General features: G+C 72.1%; 23 protein-coding genes and 1 tRNA gene. 12 read left to right on the forward strand and 12 right to left on the reverse strand.

The genetic code is table 11. The features are described 5' to 3' along the window. Window positions 1-26 precede the first annotated feature (26 nt). On the forward strand, window positions 27-545 hold the full coding sequence (locus ACIPXM_RS21210; protein ID WP_401657566.1) for a hypothetical protein: 519 nt from the start codon (window positions 27-29) through the stop codon (window positions 543-545). Here ACIPXM_RS21210 and ACIPXM_RS21215 read toward each other — a convergent pair. Next, a tRNA-Cys gene (locus ACIPXM_RS21215) sits at window positions 537-608 on the reverse strand. The two genes, ACIPXM_RS21210 and ACIPXM_RS21215, sit on opposite strands and share 9 nt — an antisense overlap. 230 nt (window positions 609-838) lie before the next feature. Between ACIPXM_RS21215 and ACIPXM_RS21220 the strand changes: the two genes are divergently transcribed. From ACIPXM_RS21220 to ACIPXM_RS21245, 6 genes are all read left to right on the forward strand, one after another. Further along, complete coding sequence (locus ACIPXM_RS21220) at window positions 839-2317, forward strand: MFS transporter (protein ID WP_401657568.1); 1479 nt, start codon at window positions 839-841, stop codon at window positions 2315-2317. Between the two features lie 60 nt (window positions 2318-2377). Further along, the gene (locus tag ACIPXM_RS21225; protein ID WP_401657570.1) at window positions 2378-2587 is read left to right on the forward strand and encodes a hypothetical protein; all 210 of its coding nucleotides are present in this window, start codon (window positions 2378-2380) and stop codon (window positions 2585-2587) included. After that, entirely contained in the window at window positions 2584-2982 is a 399-nt protein-coding gene (locus ACIPXM_RS21230) for a type II toxin-antitoxin system death-on-curing family toxin (protein WP_401657572.1), read from the forward strand. The genes ACIPXM_RS21225 and ACIPXM_RS21230 overlap by 4 nt, the downstream gene beginning before the upstream one ends. 190 nt (window positions 2983-3172) lie before the next feature. After that, window positions 3173-4966, forward strand: a complete 1794-nt coding sequence (locus ACIPXM_RS21235; protein ID WP_401657574.1) for a DEAD/DEAH box helicase — start codon at window positions 3173-3175, stop codon at window positions 4964-4966. Window positions 4967-5440: 474 nt separating this feature from the next. Then, entirely contained in the window at window positions 5441-6082 is a 642-nt protein-coding gene (locus tag ACIPXM_RS21240; RefSeq protein ID WP_401657576.1) for an IclR family transcriptional regulator, read from the forward strand. A gap of 77 nt (window positions 6083-6159) precedes the next feature. After that, window positions 6160-6963 (forward strand): S16 family serine protease, encoded by an 804-nt coding sequence (locus ACIPXM_RS21245; protein ID WP_401657578.1) that lies wholly within the window; start codon window positions 6160-6162, stop codon window positions 6961-6963. On the opposite strand, the gene ACIPXM_RS21250 is transcribed toward ACIPXM_RS21245, so the two are convergent. The 8 genes from ACIPXM_RS21250 to ACIPXM_RS21285 all read right to left on the reverse strand — a co-directional run bounded on the left by ACIPXM_RS21250 (window position 6896) and on the right by ACIPXM_RS21285 (window position 14083). Then, complete coding sequence (locus ACIPXM_RS21250) at window positions 6896-8296, reverse strand: MFS transporter (protein WP_401657936.1); 1401 nt, start codon at window positions 8294-8296, stop codon at window positions 6896-6898. The genes ACIPXM_RS21245 and ACIPXM_RS21250 overlap by 68 nt on opposite strands. Window positions 8297-8545: 249 nt before the next feature. Further along, the gene (locus ACIPXM_RS21255; RefSeq protein WP_401657580.1) at window positions 8546-8755 is read right to left on the reverse strand and encodes a hypothetical protein; all 210 of its coding nucleotides are present in this window, start codon (window positions 8753-8755) and stop codon (window positions 8546-8548) included. Between the two features lie 22 nt (window positions 8756-8777). Continuing rightward, the gene (locus ACIPXM_RS21260) at window positions 8778-9416 is read right to left on the reverse strand and encodes an ArsR/SmtB family transcription factor (RefSeq protein WP_401657582.1); all 639 of its coding nucleotides are present in this window, start codon (window positions 9414-9416) and stop codon (window positions 8778-8780) included. An 87-nt stretch (window positions 9417-9503) separates the two neighbouring features. Beyond that, window positions 9504-10394 (reverse strand): glycine betaine ABC transporter substrate-binding protein, encoded by an 891-nt coding sequence (locus ACIPXM_RS21265; RefSeq protein ID WP_401657938.1) that lies wholly within the window; start codon window positions 10392-10394, stop codon window positions 9504-9506. Window positions 10395-10567: 173 nt separating this feature from the next. Next, the gene (locus tag ACIPXM_RS21270) at window positions 10568-11398 is read right to left on the reverse strand and encodes an ABC transporter permease (RefSeq protein WP_401657940.1); all 831 of its coding nucleotides are present in this window, start codon (window positions 11396-11398) and stop codon (window positions 10568-10570) included. A gap of 200 nt (window positions 11399-11598) precedes the next feature. Next, window positions 11599-12792, reverse strand: a complete 1194-nt coding sequence (locus ACIPXM_RS21275) for a betaine/proline/choline family ABC transporter ATP-binding protein (RefSeq protein WP_401657942.1) — start codon at window positions 12790-12792, stop codon at window positions 11599-11601. Window positions 12793-12880: 88 nt separating this feature from the next. Then, complete coding sequence (locus tag ACIPXM_RS21280; RefSeq protein WP_401657584.1) at window positions 12881-13528, reverse strand: ABC transporter permease; 648 nt, start codon at window positions 13526-13528, stop codon at window positions 12881-12883. Between the two features lie 75 nt (window positions 13529-13603). Next, the gene (locus tag ACIPXM_RS21285) at window positions 13604-14083 is read right to left on the reverse strand and encodes an Lrp/AsnC family transcriptional regulator (protein ID WP_401657587.1); all 480 of its coding nucleotides are present in this window, start codon (window positions 14081-14083) and stop codon (window positions 13604-13606) included. Window positions 14084-14204: 121 nt separating this feature from the next. On the opposite strand from ACIPXM_RS21285, the gene hppD reads away from it, so the two are divergent. Continuing rightward, window positions 14205-15350 (forward strand): 4-hydroxyphenylpyruvate dioxygenase, encoded by a 1146-nt coding sequence (hppD, locus tag ACIPXM_RS21290; RefSeq protein WP_401657589.1) that lies wholly within the window; start codon window positions 14205-14207, stop codon window positions 15348-15350. Between the two features lie 114 nt (window positions 15351-15464). Here the strand turns inward: hppD and ACIPXM_RS21295 are convergent, their stop codons facing one another. Continuing rightward, window positions 15465-16964, reverse strand: coding sequence for a tetratricopeptide repeat protein (locus ACIPXM_RS21295; RefSeq protein ID WP_401657591.1), 1500 nt, complete (start codon window positions 16962-16964; stop codon window positions 15465-15467). 97 nt (window positions 16965-17061) lie between these two features. Between ACIPXM_RS21295 and ACIPXM_RS21300 the strand changes: the two genes are divergently transcribed. Further along, complete coding sequence (locus tag ACIPXM_RS21300; RefSeq protein ID WP_401657593.1) at window positions 17062-18513, forward strand: FAD-binding oxidoreductase; 1452 nt, start codon at window positions 17062-17064, stop codon at window positions 18511-18513. Between the two features lie 86 nt (window positions 18514-18599). Here ACIPXM_RS21300 and ACIPXM_RS21305 read toward each other — a convergent pair whose 3' ends face one another. Then, window positions 18600-19094, reverse strand: coding sequence for an SsgA family sporulation/cell division regulator (locus tag ACIPXM_RS21305; protein ID WP_401657595.1), 495 nt, complete (start codon window positions 19092-19094; stop codon window positions 18600-18602). A 319-nt stretch (window positions 19095-19413) separates the two neighbouring features. Here ACIPXM_RS21305 and ACIPXM_RS21310 point away from each other — a divergent pair, with 319 nt between their 5' ends. Then, complete coding sequence (locus ACIPXM_RS21310) at window positions 19414-20772, forward strand: RDD family protein (RefSeq protein WP_401657597.1); 1359 nt, start codon at window positions 19414-19416, stop codon at window positions 20770-20772. 113 nt (window positions 20773-20885) lie between these two features. Further along, window positions 20886-21665, forward strand: coding sequence for an RDD family protein (locus ACIPXM_RS21315; RefSeq protein ID WP_401657599.1), 780 nt, complete (start codon window positions 20886-20888; stop codon window positions 21663-21665). 19 nt (window positions 21666-21684) lie between these two features. Here the strand turns inward: ACIPXM_RS21315 and ACIPXM_RS21320 are convergent, their stop codons facing one another. Next, window positions 21685-21987: a hypothetical protein gene (locus ACIPXM_RS21320; RefSeq protein ID WP_401657601.1), complete on the reverse strand. Its 303-nt coding sequence runs from the start codon at window positions 21985-21987 to the stop codon at window positions 21685-21687. A gap of 343 nt (window positions 21988-22330) precedes the next feature. Here ACIPXM_RS21320 and ACIPXM_RS21325 point away from each other — a divergent pair, with 343 nt between their 5' ends. Continuing rightward, window positions 22331-24748, forward strand: a complete 2418-nt coding sequence (locus tag ACIPXM_RS21325; protein ID WP_401657603.1) for an immune inhibitor A domain-containing protein — start codon at window positions 22331-22333, stop codon at window positions 24746-24748. The last annotated feature ends 24 nt before the right edge of the window (window positions 24749-24772 follow it).

The raw sequence follows: 24772 nt of genomic DNA on the forward strand, positions 1-24772 counted from the left end.
CTGGAGCGGCCCGTGCGTTGGAGTCCGTGCTCGGCGCCACCACGTTCTCCCCCAGCCCGACGGGTGCGCTGCCACGTGTCGCTGATCTGCTGGCGGAGGACCACGGCCAAGGCGGACTGCGAACGCCGACGCGCAATCTGTGCAGGGCAGCGGTTCGGGGAACCCTGAACCGGGTGGACATCGGCTTCGGCCTTTACCGGGAGAGTGAGCTCTTCGGAGATGCCCGGCCGATCGGCCTTCATCCGTATTCCATGGGAAGAGAAGCGCATTCCGGCCCCGCGGCAGCGTATCTGTTCGTCGAGTGCGCCAGCCCGCTGCTCAAGGGCTCAGGACGAAGGCCCGCCCCCATCAGGGGCTGGCTCCGGTTCGGGCAATCCGAGCTCCCCGACACCCCAGCCGTCCGCGAAGCCAACCTCACCATCCTCCACTCCGTCACCCTCAACGTCGTGAAGAAGCTCGGCTGCGAGAACAACGCCGGGCTCACCGAAAAACCCGTCCTCAAGCCCCGGCCCGAAACCAACGGCGAAGCCAAACAGAGACCGTGATCGGAATCGAACCGACGTAACTCGCTTTGCAGGCGAGCCCCTCAACCACTCGGGCACACGGTCGTGGTGGTGACAAGAACGACCGTAGGCCCGGCCTCCGGACCCGCTCAAGGGAATCCCCGCGGGTGCAACACGACTGCCACACCCCGTTCACGCACCCCGTTCACGCGCGCCGCTCACGCACCCCGCTCACAGTGCCCGCCCGGGCGGCGGCGGTCCTACGACCATCAGCGCACTGCCGTCTACGCCTCCGGACAGGGGTCATCCAGCCATACGACCCTTACCCTGGGCCCATGAGCGCCCTCGAACCCCGCGACGCCGACGCCGCACCGGCCCCCGTCCCCGTCCCCGCCGCCGAGAGCGGTTCCGTCGGTCAGGGGTCCGTGCTCGACAAGGCGCATCGGGCGTTGAGCATCGGGATCGTGTCCGTCGTGCTGCTCATCGCGTTCGAGGCCACCGCCGTCGGGACCGCCATGCCCGTGGCCGCGCGGGAGCTGGACGGGGTGCCGCTGTACGCGTTCGCGTTCTCCGCGTACTTCACCACCAGCCTCTTCGCGATGGTGCTGTCCGGGCAGTGGGCCGACCGGACCGGGCCGCTCGGGCCGCTGACCGTCGGGATGAGCTGTTTCGCCGCCGGGCTGCTGCTGTCCGGCACCGCCGGGACCATGTGGCTGTTCATCCTGGGCCGCGCCGTCCAGGGGCTCGGCGGCGGTCTGGTGATCGTCGCGTTGTACGTGGTCATCAGCCGGGCGTACGAGGAACGGCTGCGGCCCGCGATCATGGCCGCCTTCGCCGCCAGCTGGGTCGTGCCGTCCGTCGTCGGACCGCTCGCCTCCGGCACCATCACCGAGCACCTCGGCTGGCGCTGGGTCTTCGTCGGCATCCCCGTCCTCGTCGTCTTCCCGCTCGCCCTCGCGCTCCCCGCCATCCGGCGCACCGCCTCGGGCCCCGCCGACCCCACCGCCCCCGTGGCGCCCTGGGACCGGCGGCGGATCCGGTTCGCGCTCGGGATATCCCTCGGCGCCGCCCTCCTCCAGTACGCCGGTCAGGAACTGCGCTGGCTGTCCCTGCTGCCCGCCGCCCTCGGCGCCGCCCTGCTCGTGCCCGCCGTCCGCGGCCTGCTGCCCCGCGGCACCTACCGGGCCGCCCGCGGCCTCCCCTCCGTCGTCCTGCTGCGCGGCATCGCCGCCGGGTCCTTCATCGCCGCCGAATCCTTCGTGCCGCTCATGCTCGTCACCCAGCGCGGCCTCACCCCCACCCTCGCCGGCCTCTCGCTCGCCGTCGGCGGCCTCACCTGGGCCCTCGGCTCCTGGGTGCAGTCCCGCCCGCGCACCGAGCCCTACCGCGAGCGGCTCGTCGTCCTCGGCATGGTCCTGGTCGCCGCCGCCATCCTCGCCGCCCCCAGCGTCCTGCTGCCCGGCGTCCCCGTCTGGGTCGTCGCCGTCGCCTGGGCCTTCGGCTGCTTCGGCATGGGCATGGTCATCGCCTCCACCAGCGTCCTGCTGCTCAAGCTCTCCGCCCCCGAGGAGGCCGGTGCCAACTCCGCCGCCCTCCAGATCTCCGACGGCCTCTCCAACGTCCTCCTGCTCGCCGCCGGCGGCGCCGCCTTCGCCGCCCTCGGCGGCGGCGCCGTCGGGCACGCCGTCACCGAAGGCGCCGCCTCCGCCTCCCACCCCGGCGCCTTCGCCGCCGTCTTCCTGCCGATGGCCGCCGTCGCCGCCGTCGGCGGCTGGGTCGCCACCCGCCTCGACGGCACCCGGCGCCCCTCCTAGACCGCCAAGCACCGCGCAAAAGCCCTCGCGCCCCGCCCCCGCCCCGCCTAACCTGCCGGAATGTCCGACCTCAGCCCCGACCTCGACCCCGACCTCCGGCGCGCCCTCGCCGACCTCGCCGACGCCCGCGGCCTCGCCGAGCCCGGCGACCGCGACCTCACCCCCGAGGCCGCCCAGCGGCTGCTCGCCGCCGAGGCCGCCCCCGTACACGAGCACGCCCACCGCCTCGCCCTGCGCCACGACGACCTGCTCCGGAGGCTCGGACAATGACGGCCCCCACCCCCACCCCCGCCCGCTTCCTCACCGTCGCCGAGGTCACCGAGATCGCCCGCACCGCCTTCGGGAACGGCCATGGGCCCGAGCTGCGCGCCCCCGGGCTCCTGGAGTCCGCCGTGCACCGGCCGCGGGCCCGGATGTTCGGCGAGAGCGCGTACGCCGACCTCCACGAGCAGGCGGCCGTGCTGCTGCACGCCCTCGCCGCGAACCACCCCTTCGTCGACGGCAACAAGCGGGCCGCCTGGCTCTCCGCCGCCGTCTTCCTCGCCGTCAACGGAGTCGATCTCGCCGCCGCCGACCAGGACCGGGCGTACGACCTGGTCGTGGACGTGGCGAGCGGTACGGCAGTGGACATTCCGGACATCGCGCGGCGCCTGCGGGAGCTGTGAGGCCCGTCTCATGCGACGGCGGCGCGGGCTCGTTCCTACGGAGCCCCGCCGCCCGCACCGGTAAGGTGGCCCGGTTGTCATATCTGGACGAGCGTCCGGACGACCTTCTCGACGAGCGCCTCGGCGAGTTTTTGCCGAGCCTCTCGACGAGCGTCTGGACACCGTGAACCGTGAACCGTGACCGGAGATCGTGACTACTACCACCACCTCCTCCTCCCATCACCTCTCTCCCGCCTTCCCCGGCCGTGCCCCCTGGGGCACCGCCAACAAGCTGCGTGCCTGGCAGCAGGGCGCGATGGAGAAGTACATCCAGGAGCAGCCCCGTGACTTCCTCGCGGTCGCCACACCCGGCGCCGGGAAGACCACGTTCGCGCTGACCCTCGCCTCCTGGCTGCTGCACCACCATGTCGTGCAGCAGGTCACCGTCGTCGCCCCCACCGAGCACCTGAAGAAGCAGTGGGCGGCCGCGGCGGCGCGGATAGGGATCAAGCTCGATCCCGACTACAGCGCCGGGCCGCTCAGCAAGGAGTACGACGGCATCGCCATCACGTACGCCGGAGTGGGCGTACGGCCGATGCTGCACCGCAACCGCAGCGAGCAGCGCAAGACCCTCGTCATCCTCGACGAGATCCACCACGCCGGAGACTCCAAGTCCTGGGGCGAGGCGTGCCTGGAGGCGTTCGAGCCCGCCACCCGGCGGCTCGCGCTCACCGGCACCCCGTTCCGCTCCGACACCAACCCCATCCCCTTCGTCGCGTACGAGGAGGGCAACGACGGCATCCGGCGCTCCTCCGCCGACTACACCTACGGCTACGGCAACGCCCTCAACGACAATGTCGTCCGGCCGGTCATCTTCCTCTCCTACAGCGGCAACATGCGCTGGCGGACCAAGGCGGGCGACGAGATCGCCGCCCGGCTCGGCGAACCGATGACCAAGGACGCCATCTCGCAGGCGTGGCGCACCGCGCTCGACCCGCGCGGCGACTGGATGCCGAACGTGCTGCGCGCCGCCGACCAGCGGCTCACCGAGGTCCGCAAGTCCATCCCGGACGCGGGCGGCCTGGTCATCGCCTCCGACCAGGACTCGGCCCGCGCCTACGCCAAGCTGATCCGCGAGATCACCGGCACCAAGGCCACCGTCGTGCTCTCCGACGACGCCGGGGCCTCCGGCCGCATCGACGAGTTCAGCGAGAACACCTCCCGCTGGATGGTCGCCGTCCGGATGGTGTCCGAGGGCGTCGACGTGCCCCGCCTCGCCGTCGGCGTGTACGCGACGACGATCTCGACCCCGCTGTTCTTCGCGCAGGCCGTCGGCCGCTTCGTGCGATCCCGCAGGCGCGGCGAGACCGCGTCCGTGTTCCTTCCCACCATCCCGAACCTCCTCGGCTTCGCCAGCGAGATGGAGGTCGAGCGCGACCACGTGCTCGACAAGCCGAAGAAGCAGGGCGAGGAGGACCCGTACGCCGAGTCCGAGAAGGAACTCGCCGAGGCGGAGAAGCAGCAGGACGAGGACACCGGCGAGCAGGACATGCTGCCCTTCGAGGCGCTGGAGTCCGACGCCGTCTTCGACCGCGTCCTCTACAACGCCGCCGAGTTCGGCATGCAGGCCCACCCCGGCAGCGAGGAGGAGCAGGACTACCTCGGCATCCCGGGCCTGCTCGAACCCGACCAGGTGCAGCTGCTGCTGCAGAAGCGGCAGGCGCGGCAGATCGCGCACAGCCGCAAGAAGCCCGACGCCGAGGCCGATCTCCTGGAGCTTCCGGCGGAGCGGCGGCCCGTCGTTTCGCACAAGGAGCTGCTCGAACTGCGCAAGCAGCTGAACACGATGGTCGGCGCGTACGTCCACCAGAGCGGCAAGCCGCACGGCGTGATCCACACCGAGCTGCGCCGGGTGTGCGGCGGGCCGCCGAGCGCCGAGGCGACGGCGGGGCAGCTGCGCGAGCGGATCAAGAAGGTGCAGGAGTGGGCGACGCGGATGCGTTAGCCGTTCCCCGCCCCCGCCCCCGACTCCGGAGCGTCCGGAGCGTTCGGAGCGTTCGGCGATCGGTCCTGGACGCCTGAGAGGCCCGTACGCAGGCGGCGTACGGGCCTCACTCATCCCGCGGGGACGGGACATGGCGACGAGGACCGGCCCCCACGGTCGGGCCTCGCTCCTCGTCCACGCTACGGCGCGGCCCGTGGCCGCCTTGTCCGCCAAAGTCCCGCGTTCGGCCGACTTAGGTCCCGAACCGCCCGTATCCGGTCGCCGGCGCCCGGATTCTGGACGAGGTCTTCCGCTGAGCGGAGCAGGTCGCTACTGTCCCGGCTCAAGCAAACGCCCCGTGGCAGAGCCGCCGCGGAGCGCAGCCGGTGTGCCCCGTCCTGCCGGCGGCCTCTGACGTGCGTCGCCGTGGGACCGGTGTCGCAAGCCCCGTCGAGTCCGCTGTCACTCACTCCGAACTCCGAAGGAGAGGGCGTCGTGACCGCGGAGACCTCCCAGACGCTCGACCGGGGACTCAGAGTCCTCAAGCTGCTCGCCGACACCGACCACGGCCTGACCGTCACCGAGTTGTCCAACCGACTCGGTGTGAACAGGACCGTGGTCTACCGCCTGCTCGCCACCCTCGAGCAGCACGCCCTGGTCCGCCGCGACCTCGGCGGCCGGGCCCGGGTCGGCCTCGGTGTGCTGCGGCTCGGCCGCCAGGTGCACCCCCTGGTGCGCGAGGCCGCGCTGCCCGCGCTGCGCTCGCTCGCCGAGGACATCGGCGCGACCGCCCACCTCACCCTGGTCGACGGGGCGGAGGCGCTGGCCGTCGCCGTCGTCGAACCGACCTGGACCGACTACCACGTGGCCTACCGGGCCGGGTTCCGGCACCCGCTGGACCGCGGCGCGGCCGGGCGCGCGATCCTCGCCGCCCGCCAGGGCGAACTGACCGAGCACGGCTTCACCCTCACCCACGGCGAGCTGGAGGCGGGCGCCAGCGGCGCCGCCGCGCCGCTGGTCGGGGTGACCGGGATAGAGGGCAGCGTGGGCGTGGTGATGCTCGCGGACGCGGTGCCCGAGCGGGTCGGGCCGCGGGTCGTCGACGCGGCCCGGGAGGTCGCCGACGCGCTGCGTTAGGCCGTGTCGTCCGGACCGGCCCCGGTCGCTCCGGGCGGCGCGGCGGGGCCGGGACGCGGGCCCAGTAGATTGGGGGCGTGTTCTCCCGTCTCGCCGGTCTCCCGCGCACCCGTGCCCTCGCGCTCTGCGCCCTGCCCGTCGCCGCGCTGTGCGTCGTGGCCGGGCTCGCGCCGCTGCCGTACGCCATCGCACAGCCCGGCACGACCGCCGACGTGCTCGGCGAGGACCGGGGGACCGAGGTGATCACGATCACCGGCGCCCCGGTGCGGAAGACCGACGGGCAGCTGCGGATGACGACGATCCTGGCGACCGGGCCGTCCGCGTCGCTCGACTTCGTCGATGTCGCCGACGCCTGGTTCCGCACCGACCGGGCGGTGCTGCCGAAGTCGTCGGTCTACCCGACCGGCAAGTCCGACGAGGAGATCGAGCGGCACAACCTCGGGCAGATGAAGGAGTCGCAGGACGCGGCCGCCCTCGCCGCCCTCGGCTATCTGAAGCTCGACCCGAAGACGGTCAAGGTCACCCTGCACCTGGCCGACATCGGCGGGCCGAGCGCCGGGCTGCTGTTCTCGCTCGGCATCGTCGACAAGCTCGACGGGGACGGTGACGGCGGCGATCTGACCGGCGGCCGGACCATCGCCGGTACGGGCACGATCGAGCCCGACGGCACGGTCGGCGCGGTCGGCGGGGTGTCCCTGAAGACGCAGGCCGCCGCGCGCGACGGAGCCACCGTCTTCCTCGTACCGAAGGCGGAGTGCTCCGACGCGCAGGCCGAACTGCCCAAGGGGCTCCGGCTGGTGCCGGTGACCGCGCTCAGCGACGCGGTGTCGTCGCTCCGGGCCCTGGAGCAGGGCGAGGGGTCGAAGGTCCCGAGCTGCTGACGGCCCCGGCGCCCGCCCCGGCGCCCGTCCCGTCCCCGGAACCGTCCTCCTCCTCGCCGCCCCGGTCCTCGTCCGTACCCTCCTCGTCCGTACCCTCCTCGTCCTTGCCGGTCGTCGGGCGCGCCGACGGGTCCAGCTGGCGCCAGACCGGGAAGAGCACCGGCGAGAGCGTCACCAGGAAGTAGAAGACGCCCACCGTGAGCAGTGACGCGGTGAGGCCGGCCCGCTCGATCAGCAGGCCCGCGGCGAGTCCGCCGAGGGGCGTGGTCAGCAGCACGGACGCGGTGCTGGCGCTGCCCACGCGGCTGCGCAGCCGCTCCGGCACCACCTCGTAGAACGTGGTGGTCAGGATCGGGTTGAGCACCCCCGCGCCGAGCCCGCCGAAGACCATGGCCACGAGCAGCGGCGCCGTGGTGTCGGTGAGCGCGGCGGTCACGAACACCGGTGAACCGGCGAGCAGGAAGCCGACGGTGAAGACCGGGCGGCGCGGGAAGCGGTGGCCCACCGCGCCGTAGAGCAGGGCGCCGGTGAGCGCGCTGCCGCCGAACACGGCGACGAGCAGGCCCAACGCGGCCGGTCCGCCCAGCTGTTCCCTGGCATGGACCGGCAGGAGCACCGAACTCCAGCTCTGCGCGAGACCGTTGGTGAGCATCACCATCAGGCTGACGGCGAGCAGCAGCCGGGTGCGCAGCAGGAACGAGTAGCCCTCGCGCAGCTCGGCGCGGTAGGCCGGGAGGGACAACGGCTTGGCGTCGCGCCGGGGTTCGGCCGCCCGGACGCCCCGCAGGCCCACCAGGACGAGCAGCGACGACACGGCGAACGTGGCGGCGTCCACGTACAGGACGGTGTCCGCGCCGATCAGGGCGACCAGGATGCCGCCGACGGCCGCGCCGGTCATCCGGGCGCCGCGCGAGACGGCGTCGTAGAGGCTGGCGGCGCGCGACAGCGGGGTGCCGGCGCGTTCGGCGAGGTCGGGCACGAGGACGTGCCGGGCGGTCTCGCCGGGGGCGTGGAACAGGCCGGTGACGCCCATCAGGGCGCACAGCATCCAGAACCTCAGCAGCCCGGTCTCATTGAGCAGCGGGATCGCGAGCAGGGCGAGGCCGCAGATCAGGTCGGAGAGGACCGAGACCCGGCGGCGGCCGATCCGGTCGATCACCGGGCCGCCCATGAGCGCGGACAGGAGCACCGGGAAAGCGGCGCAGAAGGCGACCAGACCGGCCTTGCCGGGGCTGCCGGTGGTCTCCAGCGCGAACCAGGGGACACCGATCAGGGTGAGCGAATTGCCGCTGATGGAGATGGCGTTGGCGGACAGGACGGCGGCGAGCGGCAGCCGCGAGCGGCCGGGCGGAGCAGCCGGTTCCTGCGGACGTGACGACGACGGACGTGACGACGGCGGACGTGATGACGGTTCGTGCGGGCGCACGCGGTTCCCCCCGAGGTGCGTGGACGGTATGGCAGGTAGGCGGACCAGCAGACAGGCGGACGGGCGGCCAGGGCAAGCGAGTAAGCGGAGAGCGGACGGACGGACGGATGGCCGGTCGCTCGGTCGGCTCGGACGAGGGCCGGTCGGGCGGTCGGCTCAGACGAGGGCCGGGCGGCCGGTCCGGCCGGTGGCGGGCTCGCCGGCCAGCTTCTGGCCGAACGCGACCAGCGTCAGGCCGAGCCGGACGCGTACGGCTCCGGCCCGGGCCGGGAGGTGAGCGGCGTGCGCCGCGGCCCCGGTCCGGTCGGCGGCGGCCCGCTCGGCGTCGGCGAGGCGGTGCAGGGTGAGGTGGATGTCGGCGTGCATGGCGGTTGCCCCTTCCCGGGGGTCAGTTGGTGCCGTGCTGGGGGAAGCTGTGCAGGTGCATCCGGACCCGCTGGGCCTTGGCCGCGTCTGCGGGGTCGGCGGGGTCGGCGGGGTCGGCGGTGGTGCCGTACTCCGCGATCAGCGTGTGGATGCGCTCGTTGAGCTCGCGGGCACGCTCGGCGGTGAGGCTGAGTGTGAAGTCGCTGATGTCCGAGGCGCCGTTCCACTTGTCGTCCCAGTCGTGCCGGGTGCCCAGGTAGGTGTTGACCTCCTGGGTGTGGATGTTGGCGATCTCGTGGAGGAACACCTCGACCGCGCCCTGCACCTCGGGGTCCGGGTTGCGGTAGAGCGACTCGTCGAAGACGGTGCCCTGGTGGGCGGCCTTCCACCAGCGCTCCCGGCCCTTGCCGCGCTCCGGGTCGTCCTCGACGAAGCCGTGGGTGGCGAGCTGGCGCAGGTGATAGCTGGTGGCGCCGCTGGACTCGCCGAGCCGGTCGGCGAGTTGGGACGCGGTGGCCGGGCCGTGGTGGCGCAGGGCCCGCAGCAGCTGGATGCGCAGCGGGTGGGCGAGGGCGCGCAGGGAACGCGGGTCGAGGACCCGGCTGTTCTCGGGGGCGTTCTCGTGGGCGGGGTGCTGCGCGGTGGGCTGCGGTTCGGACATGACTCCACCGTAGAGTTGCAAAGGAATCTCTGCAAGGGTTTTTTGCAAAGATTCTTTGCAACTGGGGGATCGGGCCTGGTGCCCCCCTCAGCCCTCCTTGATGAAGCCCTCCTCGATCAGCCACTCCTTCGCCACGTCGTGCGGGTCCTCGCCGTCCACGTCCACCCGCGCGTTCAGGTCCCGCGCCACCGCCGTCGTCAGCTTCGCGGTCAGCGGGTCGAGCAGCTTCGCGATCACCGGGTACTTCGCGAAGGTCTTGGAGTTCAGCTCGGGAGCGGCGTTGTAGTTGGGGAAGAAGTGCCGGTCGTCGTCGAGCACGGTCAGGTCCATGGCCTTGATCCGGCCGTCCGTCGTGTACACCTCGCCGAGCAGGCAGGAGTCGGACTTGGAGATCTGGGTGTAGATGATCCCGGCGTCCATCTTCTGCAGGTTTCCGGCGGGCAGGTCCATCCCGTACGCCTTCTCCATGCCCGGCAGTCCGTCGTCCCGCGAGGCGAACTCGTTCTCCACGCACAGCGTCACCGCCGACGGGTCCTTCTTCGCCAGTGCCGCCACGTCGGAGAGCGTCTTCAGCCGGTACTTCTCGTTGTTCTTCCGGCTGATGGCGAGCGCGTAGGTGTTGTCGAGGGTGGACTGCGGCAGCCAGGTCACCCCGTTCTTCGCGTCGGCGTCGCGCACCGCCCGCCACTGCTTCTCCGGGTCGGCGATGGGCTCGGCGTTGCCGAGGTACGTGATCCAGGCGGTGCCCGTGTACTCGTACATGGCGTCCGCGTCGCCCTTCACGATCGCCTCGCGGGTGCTGATCGAACCGGCCAGGTTCGTCCGGTCGAGGACCTCCGCGCCGGCCGCCCGGAACACCAGGCCGATCATCTGGCCCAGGATGATGTTCTCGGTGAAGGTCTTCGAGGTGACCGTCAGGGACGCGCCCTTGAGCGGGCGGCCCTGGCCGACCGAACCCGGTGAGACGTCGTCGACCATCGGCGAACCGCTCTTCAGACCGCAGCCCGAGAGCGCCACCGCGAGCACCCCGGCCGCCAGCCACGCCCGGCCGGTACGGCTCCGCCCGGCCGCCAGCCACGCCCGGCCGGTACGGCTCCACCCGCCCGCCTTGCTCGGCCCGGCTGCCCGGCGGTGCCCGCTCGCCCGGCCCCTCATGAGCCCGCCTCCAGGCCGCGCGGGGTGAGCAGCAGCTCGGCGAGCGACGCCAGCCAGTCGACGACCAGCGCGAGCGCCACCGTGAGCACCGAGCCGAGCACCAGGACCGCCATCCGCTGGGTCTGGATGCCCGAGGTGATCAGGTCGCCGAGGCCGCCGCCGCCCCCGAAGGTGGCGAGCGTCGCGGTGCCCACGTTCAGCACCAGCGCGGTCCGCACGCCCGCGAGGATCAGCGGGACGGCGAGCGGCAGTTCGACCTTGCCGAGGGTGCCGAGGCCGGACATGCCGATGCCCCGGGACGCCTCCACCAGCTGCGGGTCGATCGCGCGCAGTCCGGCCACCGTGTTGGAGAGCACCGGGAGCACCGCGTACACGACCATCCCGATGATCGCGGTCGACGGGCCGATGCCCAGCCAGATCACCAGCAGTGCGAGCAGTCCGATCGCGGGGGTGGCCTGGCCGATGTTGGCGATCGTGGTGAACAGCGGGGCCGCGCGGTCGATGCCGCGCCGGGTGAGGGCGATGCCCAGCGGGATCGCGATGATCAGGACCCAGAAGGTGGAGATCGCGGTCAGCTTCACGTGCTGCCAGAGCCGCAGTTGGACGTTGCCGTCGGCGAGGGCGTTGCGGGCGATGGAGTCGAGGTCCGCGTTGCTGATCCAGAGGTACGTGGCGAGCAGCACGAGGCCCACGAAGGCGGGCAGGAACACCAGCTTGCGCCAGGTGATCCGGCGCGGCGGCGCGGCGGGCGGGGGAGCGGGCTCGACCTCGGCGGGGCTCTCGACCACCACGGCCGCGTGGGCGCCGTCGCGGAAGGCGTGGCCCATGACGTCGTGCTCGCCGGGCCCGCGGGTCGGCCCGAACGGCCCGGCCCCGGCCCCGGCGCCGACTCCGTAACCCGCGCCCGGCCCCGTACCCGTACCGGATCCACGGCCGCCGACCCCACCGACCCCACCGACTCCACCGGCCTCGGCACCGGCGTCGGCACCGGCCTCCTCGTCGTCCGCCCCCTGCTCGGGCCGCCCCGTCACGCCCCGCCCTCCAGCTCCTGCTCGGTCTGGTGGGCGCGCTGCTCCTCCAGCTCGTGGGCGTGCTCGATCGCGGTCAGCCGGTCGGCCTCCAGGAGTTCGTGGACCGAGTTCATCAGGGTCTCCATGTCGACCACCCCGATGTACTCGCCGCGCCGCCCGGTGACCGCGACCCGGCCGCCGCTGTCGATCAGGACCGCCTCCAGGGCGTCGTGCAGGGTCGCGTCCCGGGTGACCGTGTCGTGCACCAGGGTGCCCGCGCGGGCCAGCGAGCCCTTGGCGCGCATCAGGTCGCCGCGCCGCAGCCACTTGTACGGGCGGCCCTGCCGGTCCAGCATGAGGAGTTCGTTGTGGGTGCCCTGGCGCAGGGCGTTGAAGATCGACTGGAGCGGGTCGTCGACGGTCACCGTCGGGAAGTCGGCGATGCCGACGTCCCTGACCCGGGTCAGGTTGAGCCGCTTGAGCGCGGCGCCCGCGCCGACGAAGCCGGACACGAAGTCGTCGGCCGGGTTGGTGAGGATCGCCTCGGGGGTGTCGAACTGGGCGATGTGGGAGCGCTCGCGCAGCACCGCGATCCGGTCGCCGAGCTTGATGGCCTCGTCGAAGTCGTGGGTGACGAAGACGATCGTCTTGCGCAACTCGTGCTGGAGCCGGATCAGTTCGTCCTGGAGGTGGTCGCGGGTGATCGGGTCGACCGCGCCGAACGGCTCGTCCATCAGGAGCACCGGCGGATCGGCCGCCAACGCCCGTGCCACGCCCACCCGTTGCTGCTGACCGCCGGACAACTGGCGCGGGTAGCGGCCGTGGAACTCGCGCGGATCGAGGCCGACCAGGTCCAGCATCTCCTCGACCCGGTCCTTCACCCGGGACTTGGACCAGCCGACCATCTTCGGCACCAGGGCGATGTTCTCGGCGACCGTCATGTGCGGGAAGAGGCCGGAGGACTGGATGGCGTAGCCGACCTTGCGGCGCAGCTTGACCGGGTCGATGGCGGTGACGTCCTCGTCGCCGATCCGGATCCGGCCGCTGCTGGGCTCGATGAGCCGGTTGATCATCTTCAGGGTGGTGGACTTCCCGCAGCCGGACGGGCCGACGAAGATCACGGTCTCGCCCGCCTTGATCTCCATGTTCACGTTCTCCACGGCGGGGTTGGCGTTGCCGGGGTAGCGCTTGGTCAGCCCCTCCAGCTCGATCGACGCCCCGGAGGCGGCGGCCCCGGTGTGCGAACCCGTCGCCGTGAAGGCCCGGCCGGTACCGGACTGTTCGGCGCGCTCGGTGTGCTCAGACACGGATCCCCCTCGGAATCGTCAGCCGGCCGAGGAGCACGTACGCCGCGTCGAACAGCAGCGCAAGGATCACGATCCCGAGCGTGCCCGCGAGCACCTGGTTGATCGCGTTGGCGCTGCCCAGCGAGGCGATGCCGCGGAAGATCTCGTTGCCGAGCCCGGGCCCGGAGGCGTACGCGGCGATCGCGGCGATCCCCATCAGCATCTGGGTCGACACCCGGATGCCGGTCAGGATCGGCGGCCAGGCCAGCGGCAGCTCCACCTTCATCAGCCGGGCCGCCCGGGACATCCCGATGCCCTTCGCCGCGTCCACCAGGCTGGGGTCGACCCCGCGCAGGCCCACGATCGCGTTGCGGACCACCGGGAGCAGCCCGTACAGGGTCAGGGTGATGACGGTCGGCGGCACACCGAGGCCGACCAGCGGGATCAGCAGGCCGATCGCCGCGAGCGACGGGATGGTGAGCAGCGAGGCGGTGGACAGGATGGCCAGGTTGCCCGCCCAGGGGCTGCGGTAGGTGAGCACGCTGATCAGCACGCCGAGCGCGGTGGCGAGCACCATGCACTGGAACACCGCGCTGGCGTGCTGGAAGGCGTCCGTGAGCAACTGCTGGTGGCGGTTGACGAGGTAGTCCCAGAAACTCACCCGCGCCCCCCTCCGCCTCGGCCACCGGATCCGCGTCCGCCGGATCCGCGGCGACCTGGCCGGCCGCCGCTTCGGTCACCGCGGCGGCTGGTCCGCCGCGGCCTGTTCCACCAGCGGGATGATCCGCAGGGGGACCGGGTTCTCCATGACGATCGCCGTGGAGGCCCGGACGATGCCATCAAAACCGACAACCCGGTCGATCACCCGCTGGAGATCGGCGTTGGAGCGGGCCACCAGGCGGCACAGCATGTCGCCGTGGCCGGTCGTGGTGTGCAGCTCCAGGACCTCCGGGACGGTCGCCAAGTGGCCCCGTACGTCGGCGCCTTGGCCCTGTTTGATCTCCAGGGTGGCGAACGCGGTCACCGGGTAGCCGAGGGCCGCGGGGTCGACCTGGGGGCCGAATCCGCTGATGACTCCATTCGACTGAAGCCGGTCGAGCCGGGCCTGCACCGTGCCGCGCGCCACGCCGAGGCGGCGGGACGCCTCCAGGACCCCGATCCGGGGTTCACGGGCGAGGAGCACGATGAGCCGCCCGTCCAGATGATCGATCGCCACGACGCCCTCCTGATGGTCATCCTGTACAAGTCGCACGGCCATACTGGCGTCACGCTGGTCAGATTGACCAGAGGATCGGACAACTATTGCGCACCCTGCTGAGCGGCGGGACGCTGCTGTCATGACTGAGACCCTGCAGCACACCCCTTCCACCGCGCGTGAGGCCGATCCCTTCCCGGTGAAGGGAATGGACGCGGTCGTCTTCGCCGTCGGCAATGCCAAGCAGGCCGCGCACTACTACTCGACGGCCTTCGGCATGAAGCTGGTCGCCTACTCCGGACCGGAGAACGGCAGCCGGGAGACCGCCAGTTACGTCCTCACCAACGGCTCCGCCCGGTTCGTGTTCACCTCTGTCATCAAGGCGAGCGGCGAGTGGGGCACCTTCCTCGCCGAGCACGTCGCCGCGCACGGCGACGGGGTCGTGGACCTCGCCATCGAGGTGCCGGACGCCCGCGCCGCGTACGCCTACGCCGTCGAGCAGGGCGCCACCGGTCTGACCGAGCCGCACGAGGTCTCCGACGAGCACGGCACGGTCGTCCTCGCCGCCATCGCCACCTATGGCAAGACCCGGCACACCCTGGTCGAGCGCACCCGCTACGACGGCCCCTACCTGCCGGGCTTCGCCGCCGCCACGCCGATCGTCGAGCCGCCGGCCAAGCGCACCTTCCAGGCCATCGACCACTGCGTCGGCAACGTCGAGCTCGGCCGCATGAACGAGTGGGTCGGCTTCTACAACAAGGTCATGGGCTTCACGAACATGAAGGAGTTCGTGGGCGACGACATCGCGACCGAGTACTCGGCGCTGATGTCGAAGGTCGTCGCGGACGGCACCCTCAAGGTGAAGTTCCCGATCAACGAGCCGGCGATCGCGAAGAAGAAGTCGCAGATCGACGAGTACCTGGAGTTCTACGGCGGCGCGGGCGTCCAGCACATCGCCCTCGCCACCAACGACATCGTGGCGACCGTGCGCGCGATGCGGGCCGCGGGCGTGCAGTTCCTCGACACCCCCGACTCGTACTACGACACCCTCGGCGAGTGGGTCGGCGACACCCGGGTGCCGATCGACACGCTGCGCGAGCTGAAGATCCTCGCCGACCGCGACGAGGACGGCTACCTGCTGCAGATCTTCACCAAGCCGGTCCAGGACCGCCCGACCGTCTTCTTCGAGATGATCGAGCGGCACGGCTCCATGGGCTTCGGCAAGGGCAACTTCAAGGCCCTGTTCGAGGCGATCGAGCGCGAGCAGGAGCGCCGCGGCAACCTCTGACGGCTGCCACCCGATCCCGGGGGCCCGGCCCGCACCGACGGGGCCGGGCCCCCGCCATGCCCCGGGCGGGCACGGGGGACCCGCCCGGGGCGCCCAGGCCCCATGACCCCTCGATCACGGCCGCGCCGCGCCGCCCCCCGTACGCGAGCCGTTCCCCTGCGAAGCCTTCGGCTTCGAGGCGTTCGCCTTCGCGCCCGACGACTGCCGCGCCGCGGGATCCTCGGAACGCGGCTCCTTCGGCAGCTCCTTCGGCAGCTCGTCCGGGGGATCGCCGAGCGCCGCCACCGCCTCCTTCGCGCGCGGCGCGAGCAGCGGCGAGAACGCCGGGTTGATCCGCAGCGCCTCCGCGAGATGGCGGCGGGCCGGACCGTAGTCCTCAAGGGCCCGCTCGATCTCGCCCCGGTGGTAGCTGAACAGGGCGCTGCGCAGCCCCTCGTCCGTGGCGCGCTTGGCGTACGGCAGGGCCTCCTTCGGCTCGCCGGTACGGAACAGGGCCCAGCCCAGCGCGTCCGCGACCTGCACCGAGCGGTGGCCGCGGCCCCAGGCGGCGCGCAGCAGGCGGACCGCGTCGGCCGGGTCGCCGTGGTCGGCGTCGAGCAGACCGAGGGCGACCTCGCCGCCCGGCCAGGGCGCGCCGGGGGCGCCCGCCACCGTGCGGGCCCGCTCGTACAGGGCCCGGGCGTCGCCGTCCAGGCCCAGCGACTCGTTCAGCTCGGCCGCCTCAAGGAGGTACTCGGGCAGCGGCAGCCGCTCCACCGCCGCCCGCCAGTCGCGGACCGCGTCCCGGCCCCGGCCGAGCGCCGCGTGCGTCCTGGCCCGCCCGGCGAGCGCCGGACCGTGCTCCGGTACGAGCCCGAGGGCCGCCCCGTACTGCGCCGCCGCCTCCGCCGGTTCGCCGCGCTCCCAGGCCAGATCCCCCAGCCGGGTCAGCGCCGCCGCCTTGTCCGCGCCGCTCTCCGCGAGCGCCACCGCGTCCTGCGCGGTCGCCCCGGCGTCCTCCCGCCAGCCCCGGTCACGGAACAGCTGCGCGTTCCGGCCGCTGACCGCCGCGCCCGAGTGCAGCTCGGTCAGCGTCTCCGTCGCCTTGCCCGCCGCCTTGTAGTCGCCGAGCCCGTTGTACGCGTCGATGAGCACCGGGTACGCCGTCCAGCGCTTCGGCGCCGCCTTCCGCACCCGCTCGCCCCACACCTTCGCGCCCGCCCAGTCGCCGCGGGCGTTCGCGAGCGCCGCCAGGGCGATCTGCGCGTCCAGGTTCCCGGCCGCCGCGCCGCGCGCCGCGAGCGACCGCTTCACGGCGGCCTCCGCGCGCGGCAGGTCCGCCGGGTCCGCGCGGCGCAGCCCCCGCTCGGTGTACGCGGCGGCGAGCACCGCCCATGAGGCGTCGTCAGCCGGGTGCGCCCGCAGCCACGTCTCCCGGTCGCCGATCAACGCGGCCAGATCCGGCAGCGCCGCCTGCGCCCCCGCGTGCGCCGCGTCCGCCGCGCGCTCGGCGGGACCGGGCGGGGGCGGCGGGTTCCGGCCGATCAGCTCGGGGACGTACAGCAGCGCGGTCGCCGCGAGGACCGCCGCCGCACCGCCCGCGAGCACCGCCCGCGACACGTTCTCGGTCTTCATGGCGCTCACTGTGCGCCCGGACCCGGCTGTACGAAGAGCACACGAGCGCCCGCCCCGGCGGGTTCACACCGATGGCCCCGGGTGCCACGCTGGACGTATGGACGATCTTCAGCACACGAACGATCCCCACCCCGTGGACACCGGGAAGGAAGCCACCCACCCCGTGGACCCCGCCCGACCGCACGAGCTGCTGCACGAACGGCTGCGCGCCGGGCTCCCGGCGGAGGCCGTGCTCACCGACCCCGACGTGACCGCCGCCTACGCCCACGACATGGCGAGCTTCTGCGCCGCCGGACGGCCCGCCGCCGTCGTGCTGCCGCGCACCGTCGAACAGGTCCAGCACGTGATGCGCGTCGCGACCGAACTGCGCGTCCCGGTCGTCCCGCAGGGCGCCCGCACGGGCCTGTCCGGCGCCGCCAACGCCTCCGACGGCTGCGTGGTGCTCTCGCTGGTCAGGATGGACAGGATCATCGAGATCAACCCGGTCGACCGGATCGCCGTCGTCGAACCGGGCGTCGTCAACGCCGTGCTCTCCCGGGCCGTCGCCGAGCAGGGCCTGTACTACCCGCCGGACCCGTCCAGCTGGGAGATGTGCACCATCGGCGGCAACATCGGCACCGCGTCCGGCGGGCTGTGCTGCGTGAAGTACGGGGTCACCGCCGAGTACGTGCTCGGGCTCGACGTCGTCCTCGCCGACGGGCGGCTCCTGCGCACCGGGCGCCGCACCGCGAAGGGCGTCGCGGGCTATGACCTGACCCGGCTGTTCGTCGGCTCCGAGGGCAGCCTCGGCATCGTCGTCGGCGCGGTGCTCGCGCTGCGCCCGCAGCCGCCCGCGCAGCTCGCGCTCGCCGCCGAGTTCTCCTCGGCCGAGGCCGCCTGCGCCGCCGTCTGCACGATCATGGAGCGTGGCCATACGCCGTCGCTCCTCGAACTGATGGACCGCACCACCGTCCAGGCCGTCAACCGGCTCGCGCACATGGGGCTGCCCGACACCACCGAGGCGCTGCTCCTGTGCGCGTTCGACACCGCCGACCCGGCGTCCGATCTGGCGGCGGTCGCGGAGCTGTGCCGGGCCGCCGGGGCGACCGAGGTGGTCCCGGCCGAGGACGCCGCCGAGTCCGAACTGCTGCTCCAGGCCAGGCGTCTTTCGCTCACCGCCCTGGAGACCATCAAGTCCGCCACGATGATCGACGACGTGTGCGTGCCGCGCACCCGGCTCGCCGAGATGCTGGCGGGCACGACGGCGATCGCCGCGAAGTACGACCTCACCATCGGCGTCTGCGCGCACGCGGGCGACGGCAACACCCACCCGGTGGTGTGCTTCGACCAGGCCGACGAGGACGAGTCGCGCCGGGCGCGCGAGTCCTTCGACGAGATCATGGCGCTCGGGCTCGCGCTCGGCGGCACCATCACCGGGGAGCACGGGGTGGGCGTACTGAAGAAGGAGTGGCTGGCGAGGGAGCTGGGGCCGGTGGGCGTGGAGTTGCAGCGGGGTATCAAGCGGACCTTCGACCCGCTGGGCCTGCTGAACCCGGGCAAGTTGTTCTGACCGGAGGGAACGCCGGAGCATCGGGATCCGGTACGGGATCCGGTACGGGGTCGGGTACGGGCGTCTGATCGAGGTCCGGTACGGGGTCACAGGTCGCCGTCCGTGGACTCGTCCGACGGCCACGGGTCGCGCAGCCACAGCTCGTCCGCCACGAAGGTGGTGGCGAGGAGGTCGGCGAGCCCGTCGTCGATGCTGAGCTGCTCGGTCTCGGTGCCCGGCGGGACCACGCGCAGGGTCCGCTCCAGCCACGCGGACACCTGCGCGGACGGCGCCTCCAGGAGCGCGTCCCCGTCCGGCGACGACAGCGCCATCAGGATCACGCTCCGGCCGTCCACCTTCGTCGGCCAGATCCGCACGTCACCGTGGCCGCACGCGCGGAACACGCCCTCGACGAGCAGCTCGCGGGCGAAGGTCCAGTTGACCGGGTGCTCGGAGCCGATGTGGAAGGTGATGTGGACGGCGTACGGGTCGTCGACCCGGTAGGCGAGCCGCGCGGGGACGGGGATCGAGCGCTCGGGGGAGAGGACGAGCTTCAGCTCCAGCTCGCGCTCGACGACGTTGTTGTTGTCGGTGTTCTGCATGGCGTGACGCCTTTCGCCCAGGGGCCCCGGTCGGGCCTTCACCAGGAGAGAGAGGGGTCGGGCCGAACCATGACGCGACTTCGCGAAACTTTCCGGAGTTTTTTTCGGCGGCCCCCGTCAGGGCCCCGGGCGCAGGGCCGAGGATCACGTTCGGTGACGAAAATCGGTGTCCGGCGCCCGAAGGCGGGCCGGATCGTGGGCTTCTCGCGGGCTCTTTCTCCCTGCGGCGGCGTTCTTCGTTACTGTCCTCCCTGGGGCGTGGCGCGGTCGGAGCCCGCCAGGCCGGACAAAGACGTTGTGACTGAACGGAGTCGGGGCAGTGGCTACTCCTCCCGGAGGCGGCGGAGACGTACCGCAGGCGGGCTACTACCCGGACCCGTCGATTCCGGGGTACGTCCGCTACTGGAACGGCGGCGCCTGGGTGCCCGGTACGAGCCGTCCGGCTCCCCGGGAGGGCGAGCTGCTGCCGGCCCCGCCGGTCGCGGCCGCGCCGCAGCTGGCGCCGAGCCCGGCCCCCGCGCCGGTCCTGCCGGTCGCGCCGCAGGCCCCGGCGGGCGTCCCGGCCGCCCCGGCGGTCGAGGAGACCGGACCGCACTTCTTCGACGAGGTCCCGCAGCCGGAGCGTCCGGAGCACCCCGAGCTGCCCGAGCGGTCGGAGTCCGGGGCCGTCTCCGCCTGGCAGGCCAGCACCGCCCGGCAGACCGGCTTCGGCGGCGAACGCGACCAGCGGGTGTCCTGGGGCGCGCCCCAGGACACCCCGACGGCCGACCCGCGCGCCGCGACCGTCTGGCCCGCGCCCGCCCAGGCGCAGCCCCCCGCCCAGGCGCAGCCTCAAGCGCCCGCCCAGGCCCAGGCGCCCGTACCGGCAGCGGCTCCGGCGGCCCCGGTCACCCCGGTCTGGCCCGCGGCGGGCGGCACCCCGGCCCAGGCCGCCACGCCTTCCCCCGCGCCCGCGCCCGCCCCGACCCCCACTCCTTCCCCGACCCCCGCACCCACCCCCGAGGCCCTGCCCGGTCAGCGGCTCGGCGGGATGCCCCTCACGCCGACCCCCTGGAGCCCGCAGCCCCAGGCCCAGGCCCAGGCCCAGACCGCCACCCCGCCCGCCCCCGGCGCGCGGGAGGGCGCCGCGCCGCCCGTCGTGCCGTGGAAGCCGCCCACCGAGGACGTGTTCGCGGCGGCGGCCCGGGCGCAGGCCGCGGCCAGGCCCGCCGGGCTCGGGCGGCGGCTGCTCGCCCGGCTGGTGGACGGCGTGGTGCTCGGGGCGCTCGTCGGCGCCGTCTCGTACCCCTTCGTGACCGCCGCCCTCGACCACATCGACGAGAAGATCGAGGCGGCCAAGCAGTCCGGCGTCACCGTGCAGGTGTGGCTGCTCGACGGCACCACCTCGGTGCAGTTCGGCATCGTGCTCGCCGCGTTCCTCCTCCTCGGCGTGGTGTACGAGGCGGTGCCGACCGCCAAGTGGGGGCGCACGCTCGGCAAGAAGCTGTGCGGCATCGAGGTCCTGGACATCGAGGGCCACCAGCCGCCCCGGTTCGGGGCGGCGCTGCGCCGCTGGCTGCTGTACGCGGTGCTCGGACTGCTCGGGATCGGCGTCCTGAACGTCGTGTGGTGTCTGTTCGACCGGCCGTGGCGGCAGTGCTGGCACGACAAGGCGGCCCGCACCTTCGTCGCCCGCTGAGCGGCGCCCGCCGACCGCGGCTCCGACCGCCCGCTGCGCCACCCGGGGCGTGTCGTCCCCCGAACGGGGGGCGTTCGATTGCGGGTGCCCGGTGCCCGCGATGCACTGCCCCCATGAGCAACGATCAGCCGCCGCCGCCCCCGGGTCAGCCGCCGGAGGACGATCCGTTCCTGAAGAGGCCGCAGGATCCGCCACCGCCGTCGGGGCAGCAGCCCCCGCCGGGCACCCCGCCAGGACCGCCGCCCGGTGGCGGCAGCCCGTACGACCCGCCGCAGGGCACCCCGCCGGGCAGCCCGCCCGGTGGCGGCAGCCCGTACGACCGGATGCCGCCCCCACCGCCCCCGCCGTACGGGGGCGGAGGTGACCCCTACGGGGGCGCCGGGGCGGGCGGGCCGTACGGCGGGACCGATCCGCTCTCCGGGATGCCGCCGCTCGCCGAGTCGGGCAAGCGGATCATCGCCCGGATCATCGACTTCCTGATCATCGCGGTGCCGCTGGCGATCATCGGCATCCCGTTCAAGGTCTACGACCGGACCGGGAACGGCAACGACTGGGACGACACGGTCAACAGCCTCAACGGCGGCGGGCAGTTGGTCTTCCAGCTGATCACGATCGTCGCCTACGTGGCCTACGACACCGTGATGACCGCGAAGAACGGGCAGACCCTCGGCAAGAAGTGGATGAAGCTGCGGGTCGCCATGCTCAACGACGGCTCCACCCCGCCGATGAACACCTCGCTGATCCGCGCCGTCGTGCTGTGGCTGCCCGCGCTGATCTGCTGCGCCTGTCTGTGGCCGCTGCTGCTGCTCATCCTGATCCTGGTGGACAAGCCGTACAAGCAGGGTCTGCACGACAAGGCGGCCAAAACCGTCGTCGTCTCCGTGCCGAGCTAGTCCGGCCGGGCCGCGAAGGCTACGAAGCGATCCGGGTGTCGGCGCCCGCGCCCACGGGCGCGGCCGGCACCCGGATCGCTTCGTCCCCGGGGGCTTCGCCGATGCTCACGACGGCAGTTCCGGAACTCGTGTCCGGAGTCTTGACGTGCCGCGCCCGCACCGGCATCGTCACCGCCACCAGCACTCCGAGCATCAGACAGGCGACACAGATCGCCGTGATGCCCAGGATCGTGGTGGTGCCGGAGAGCAGCAACAGGGCGACGGCGGAGAGCACGACCGTGGCCGAACCGTAGGCGAGCTGTGCGGGTTTCGGTCGCTGCATGGCGGTTACCGTCCCTCGGGGGCGCGTGGCGGTTGCGACTCTACGACGGTGGATGCCCGAGCGACACCGGAAGTAAGCGTGACCTCACCCACGGTGGGAGGCACGGGGGGCGCAAGGGCGCACGATCGTCCCGCATTCGTCGCACACCTGGCCGGGGAAAGTTCGTGCCATGTTCGACTATCGGAAACCCGCTCCTGCATAGTGCAGTTGGTCTGTCCAAGTCAAGATCTGTCTTTTCTGCTTCAACTCCGGTCGAATGTCGTCACTTGTGACGCGTCACCCGCACGGCGGACACCCCACCACGATCCGCCGGGTGAGGTGCGCCCGGGGAGGACAGAAACAAGTGACCAACAGACGACGGGCGCTTCGTGCGTCCGCGGTCGTCGTGGCGCTCGCCGCCACCGCCGCCACCGCTTCGACCTTCGGTACCGCTTGGGCCGACGACCACGGCTCCGCTCCGGCGGCCGCCGCGGCGCGGACCGCAGCGGTCGACAAGCTCGCGGTCGACCACGACCTGGACGGCCCCTACAGCCGCCAGCAGGACCAGGCCCGCAAGGCCGCCATCGAGCAGGTGCTCAAGGGCGAGTCCAAGGCGGAGCGCCGCAACGGTTCGCAGGTCGTGAAGCTCGACGACAAGAAGTACGTCGAGCTCGGCCGCGAGAAGACCGACAAGATCTTCACGATCCTCGTCGAGTTCGGCGACCAGGTGGACAACACCACCCTGATCGACCGCAAGGACGACGACACCGACGAGCTGAAGCCGAAGTTCGGTGGCCAGCCCGGCCCGCTGCACAACCAGATAGCCAAGCCGGACCGTGCGGTCGACAACTCCACGGCCTGGCAGGCGGATTACAACAAGCAGCACTTCCAGGACCTCTACTTCGGCACCGGCAAGGACAAGAAGGGCCAGCCGAAGGAGTCCCTGAAGACCTACTACGAGAAGACCTCCTCGGGCCGTTACTCGGTCGACGGCGGTGTCACGGACTGGGTCAAGGTCCCGTACAACGAGGCCCGTTACGGCTCGAACTACTGCGGCTCGTCCAACTGCACCAACGTGTGGGACACCGTCCGCGACGGTGTGACCGCGTGGGCCGCCGACCAGAAGGCCAAGGGCCGCACCGACGCCCAGATCAAGGCCGACCTGGCGCAGTACGACCAGTGGGACCGTTACGACTTCGACGGTGACGGCAACTTCAACGAGCCCGACGGCTACATCGACCACTTCCAGATCGTCCACGCGGGCGAGGACGAGTCGGCCGGCGGCGGCGTGCAGGGCCCCGACGCGCTGTGGGCGCACCGCTGGTACGCGTACGGCACCGACGCCGGCAAGACCGGCCCGGCGGGCAACAAGTCCGGTGGTACCCAGATCGGCAACACGGGCATCTGGGTCGGCGACTACACGATGCAGCCGGAGAACGGCGGCCTCGGCGTCTTCGCCCACGAGTACGGCCACGACCTCGGTCTGCCGGACCACTACGACACCGCGGGCGGCGAGAACTCGACCGGCTTCTGGACCCTGATGTCCTCGGGTTCCTGGCTGGGCACCGGCAAGGACGCGATCGGCGACCTCCCCGGCGACATGAGCGCCTGGGACAAGCTGCAGCTCGGCTGGCTGAACTACGCCAAGGTCAACGACTGGCAGCGCGGCACCAAGACGACCCACAAGCTGGGCGTCTCGGCGTACAACACCAAGCTGCCGCAGGCGCTCGTCGTCGAGCTGCCGAAGAAGGCCGTCACCACCGACGTCGTGGCCCCCGCCGAGGGTGCCACCCAGTGGTGGAGCAACATGGGTGACGACCTCAAGAACACCCTGACCCGCCCGGTCGACCTGTCCGGCAAGAGCGCGGCCTCCCTGGAGCTCCAGGGCTGGTACGACATCGAGCAGGACTACGACTTCCTGTACGCCGAGGTCTCCACCGACGGTGGCGCCAACTGGACCGCCCTGGACGGCACCGCCAACGGCAAGCCGCTCCAGAAGGACGCCTCCGGCGCCCCGGCCCTGACCGGTGTCTCCGGCGCGTACCAGAAGCTGGTCTACGACCTCAACGGCTACGCGGGCAAGAAGTTCGACCTCCGCTTCCGCTACCAGACGGACGGCGGCGCGGGCGGCAAGGGCTTCACCGCCGACGCCATCTCGCTGACCGCCGACGGTGCCGCCGTCTTCTCGGACAACGCCGAGAACGGTGACAACGGCTGGGTCGCCAAGGGCTTCTCGCGCATCGGCAAGGGCTTCTCCAAGGAGTACGAGCAGTACTACATCGCGGAGAACCGCCAGTACGTCTCGTACGACAAGACCCTCAAGGTCGGCCCGTACAACTTCGGCTTCACCGGCGACAAGGCCAGCTGGGTCGAGCACTACGCCTACCAGAACGGTCTGCTGATCTGGAAGTGGGACCTGTCCCAGAAGGACAACAACACCTCCCAGCACCCGGGCAAGGGCCTCGTCCTGCCGATCGACTCGCACCCGAGCACGCTGAAGTGGCGTGACGGCACCCTGATGCGCAACCGCGTCCAGGCGTACGACTCGCCGTTCACGATCGCCCGCACCGACGGCTTCCAGCTGCACAAGGCCGGCGAGCCGACCTGGGTGCCGTCGCAGGCCGGCAACCCGGTGTTCGACGACAAGAAGGGCGTGTACTGGTTCGCCGACAACCCGCGCGCCGGTGTCCAGGTAACTGACACCAACACCAAGATCCAGGTCGTCAAGGAGCCGAAGGACGGCCAGACCGTCACGGTCCAGGTCGGCCCCTCGGTGAAGTAACGGCGAATTCTCCTGCATCACCGC

The organism is Streptomyces sp. NPDC090025 (genome assembly GCF_044748125.1).
In the GTDB taxonomy this organism is placed as follows: domain Bacteria; phylum Actinomycetota; class Actinomycetes; order Streptomycetales; family Streptomycetaceae; genus Streptomyces.